4 protein-coding genes are annotated in these 3,460 nt (G+C 25.8%); 2 read left to right on the top strand and 2 right to left on the bottom strand.

Features of this window, described 5'->3' with window-relative positions; translation table 11 throughout:
- Positions 1–140: 140 nt before the first annotated feature.
- Complete coding sequence (locus Q5F54_RS12085) at positions 141–809, top strand: response regulator transcription factor (RefSeq protein WP_277231233.1); 669 nt, start codon at positions 141–143, stop codon at positions 807–809.
- Positions 793–2,070, top strand: coding sequence for a cell wall metabolism sensor histidine kinase WalK (locus Q5F54_RS12080; RefSeq protein WP_281537700.1), 1,278 nt, complete (start codon positions 793–795; stop codon positions 2,068–2,070). The genes Q5F54_RS12085 and Q5F54_RS12080 overlap by 17 nt, the downstream gene beginning before the upstream one ends.
- 162 nt (positions 2,071–2,232) lie before the next feature.
- Here the strand turns inward: Q5F54_RS12080 and Q5F54_RS12075 are convergent, their stop codons facing one another.
- Positions 2,233–2,748, bottom strand: coding sequence for a permease (locus Q5F54_RS12075; RefSeq protein ID WP_302334500.1), 516 nt, complete (start codon positions 2,746–2,748; stop codon positions 2,233–2,235).
- On the bottom strand, positions 2,745–3,221 hold the full coding sequence (locus tag Q5F54_RS12070; protein ID WP_288247731.1) for a permease: 477 nt from the start codon (positions 3,219–3,221) through the stop codon (positions 2,745–2,747). Before Q5F54_RS12070 ends, Q5F54_RS12075 begins: the two co-directional genes overlap by 4 nt.
- Positions 3,222–3,460 lie beyond the last annotated feature (239 nt).

Genomic DNA, 3,460 nt, shown 5'->3' with positions numbered 1-3,460 from the left:
AAGTGGTAGCGAGTGTCATATCGTTGGCGATATGAGCGTAGCGAATTTTTTATTATAAATTGTTTACATTATTAGTTCACACTAAATTCATAAAAATAGGATACAATATTTATATAACTAAAGAAAAGGGAGATGAAAAAATGAGTGCATCTATATTAGTAATAGAAGATGATAGCAGTATACAAGAGCTTATAGTAGAATTTTTAAGTTCACAAGGATACAATGTAGACTTTGCAAGTGATGGATTAGAAGGAATATCAAAATTCAAACAAGGAAATTATGATTTAATAATATTAGATATAATGATGCCGAATTTAGATGGATACTCAGTTTGCAAAATGATTAGAAAAAATTCTACAGTGCCAATAATATTCTTAAGTGCATTAAATGAAGAAGAAAACCAGGTTAAGGGATTTGAACTAGAATGTGATGATTATATAACTAAGCCATTCTCATTTAACCTTTTAATAAAAAGGGTAGAAGCTGTTTTAAGAAGGAGTACTAAATCAAATAGTGAAGAGTTATTACAATTTGAAGATTTAAATCTTAATTTAAATACATATACAGTTGAAGTTGATGGTGAAACAATAGAACTGACTTTAAAAGAATTTAATATATTAAAAACTTTAATAGAAAAATATCCACAAGTTATAACTAGAGAAAACTTACTTGATTCAATCTGGGGATATGATTATTATGGAGATACTAGAATAGTTGATGCACATATAAAGAATCTAAGAAAGAAAATAAAGTTACAATATATAAAAACTGTAAAGGGGATAGGATATACACTTGAGAAGAGTATTTAATAAACTAGAAAATATAAACATAAAGTATAAGCTTTTTTTAATAACTACAGGACTTTTAGTAGCACTTGCTATAATAATATATATGATTTTATATTTTCTACTACCTACATACTATCATCAGTACAAAATAGATCTTTTGGATAAAAGTGTAAGTACATTATGTGAAAATTCACCTAGACATAATACAAATCATTTACAAGAAAGATTATATTATATGTCTAAAAATCAAAATTTATCGATTATATTAAAAAATCATAATGGTAAAATACTATATGGGAAAAATGAAATTGTGTTATCAAGATATAGTAAGTATATATTAGGAAAAACTCCAGATGATGAATACCATGTAACAGTTCCTATATATACTAATGAGTCTATAACTCCTTATACACTAGATATAGTAATGCCTCTACAACCTATAGATGAGGCTAATCAAGTCATAAGAAGATTAATGCCGTTTATATTAATAGTTGCACTTTTGATTGGAGCAATAGGTGCATATATTTATTCAAAGGTGATAACTAAACCACTTATACAAATTATAGAAAGTGAAAGAGAAGCAGAAAATAGAAGAAAAGATTTTGTAGCTACAATATCTCATGAGTTAAAAACTCCTATAACTATAATAAGTGGTCAACTTGAAGGGATGATGTATAATATTGGAAAATATAAAGATAGGGATACATATTTAAAAAAATCCTATGAATCCACACAAGAATTAAGAGATTTAGTTAATGAAATGATAGAAGTATCAAAAAATGAAATATTAGAAACTGACTTATCTTTAAGTACAGTTAATCTTAGCAATATTTTAGAAAAGCTTATAAAAAAACATCAATTCTTAATAGATGAAAAGAATATGAATGTTGTACTTAAAATAGAAAGTGATGTTTATGTAAAGTGTGATGAAACAAGAATTGAAAAAGCTATAAATAATATAATAATAAATGGAATAAAGTATTCTCCAAAAGATGAAAATCTAATAGTAAGGCTTTATAAGAAAGGCTATAAAAATAGCAAAAAAAATAATCAGTATAGAGCATATTTAGAAATAGAGAATACTGGTGTTACTATAGATAAAAAATACTTAGGTGAAATATTTAATCCATTCTTTAGAATAGAAAAATCCAGGTCAAGAAAAACTGGAGGAAGTGGTTTAGGATTATATCTAGTAAGTCAAATACTTAAATCACATGGATATTACCATAGTTTAAAAAATAAAGAGAACTCTGTAGTATTTACAATTGAATTTAAAAATTAGATTTCAAAAACTATTCATAAAAAACTCATATTAAATTCATATAAAAGAGTTATTATATAACTAAAGAAAGAACTAACTTAAAAACCATAATATAATACCCTATTGTAAAATAAACCCCACGAACATCCTCCACAATGTTTATTTTGCAAGAAAGCCCCATAATTAAATTTTATGGGGTTTTTTATTTACTAAGAGGTCAATTATATATCCAATAACTATAATACCTGGTATATTTATAATTAACCTATATAATGTAAACTTATATCCAAGAGCTCCAATTTCAAATAAGAGTGTAGAAAATTTAGTTACACACCATGCATTTAAAAAGATAATTATATTTGAAAACTTAACTCCTTTTTTTAATAAAACAGCAGCAAATGGAAATCCAGCATACATAGGTCCAGCAGCAAAGAATGCAAATATAAATGATAAAAGTATTCCAAGAATTTTAGAACCATCTCCCATATATTTCATAAAATATTCTCGAGGAATCCATTCATCCATAAGTCCGAGTAATATCATAACTGGAGGTAAGACACATAACATTTGAATTAAACTAGATTTAATATTTTTAAATGCATAAACTCCAAATTCATTATTGTATATTGAAACTAATATAAGAACAAATGAAAATATTAGAAAATATTTATATCTTTTAATTATTTTTGAGATATTCACTTAAGCACACCTCCCATAAAAATAGCAACAATAAATGAAAACAAAAAAGCAAAAAAGTTTCTATAAAAAGCAGATTTTTTACCTATATATTCAGCCTCTAACGGAAAAGTCAACATTCCAACCATGGTAAGTGTAGTAATTAAAGCAGAAACTTGAGCATAACCTGCTCCATTTTGAAGTAAAGTATTACCAGTTGAAAATGCAACAAAAGTTGGCATCATAGCAATAGAGCCAACTATAGAAGATAATAAGACTCCCAAAATTCCAGAATCTTTACCGATAAGCTTTGATATTGTTTCTGGTTTTAAAATAGTTAATGTTATAGCGATAACTATTACTATAGATAAAAATTGAGGCATTATCTTTTCGAAAGATTTAACACCGTTAATAACTGCTTTTTTAGTTTTTTCTTTGTTTTTAAGAAATGATACTAAAGTAAGTACTATACAAAGTCCGTAAAGAATGTAAGTCATTAAAATTATCCCTCCCTTTATACTCATACTATGAAAACTCAGAAATAATAGTTAAAGGTTTATATTATAAAATAAAATTATTTATTTTGGGAAAAATAAAAATTAAAAGGAGGGTTTGATATGAGCCATATAAATGATATGAATGATATGAAAAGAGAAGTTAAAAAAACAGCTAATAAAGCTAAATACATGGCAAAAGAAGTAGCAGAAGATGTAAAAGATAATTTTGAAGGTGCAAT

Source organism: uncultured Romboutsia sp. (genome assembly GCF_958366745.1).
Taxonomy (GTDB): domain Bacteria; phylum Bacillota; class Clostridia; order Peptostreptococcales; family Peptostreptococcaceae; genus Romboutsia; species Romboutsia timonensis.
Note: the sequence above shows the minus strand (reverse complement) of the source record. Positions and strands in the feature narration are given on the sequence as shown.

Coding starts and splice junctions, on each gene's coding strand:
- Q5F54_RS12085 (WP_277231233.1), top strand. CDS start 141: ATGAGTGCATCTATATTAGTAATAGAAGATGATAGCAGTATACAAGAG.
- Q5F54_RS12070 (WP_288247731.1), bottom strand. CDS start 3,221: ATGACTTACATTCTTTACGGACTTTGTATAGTACTTACTTTAGTATCA.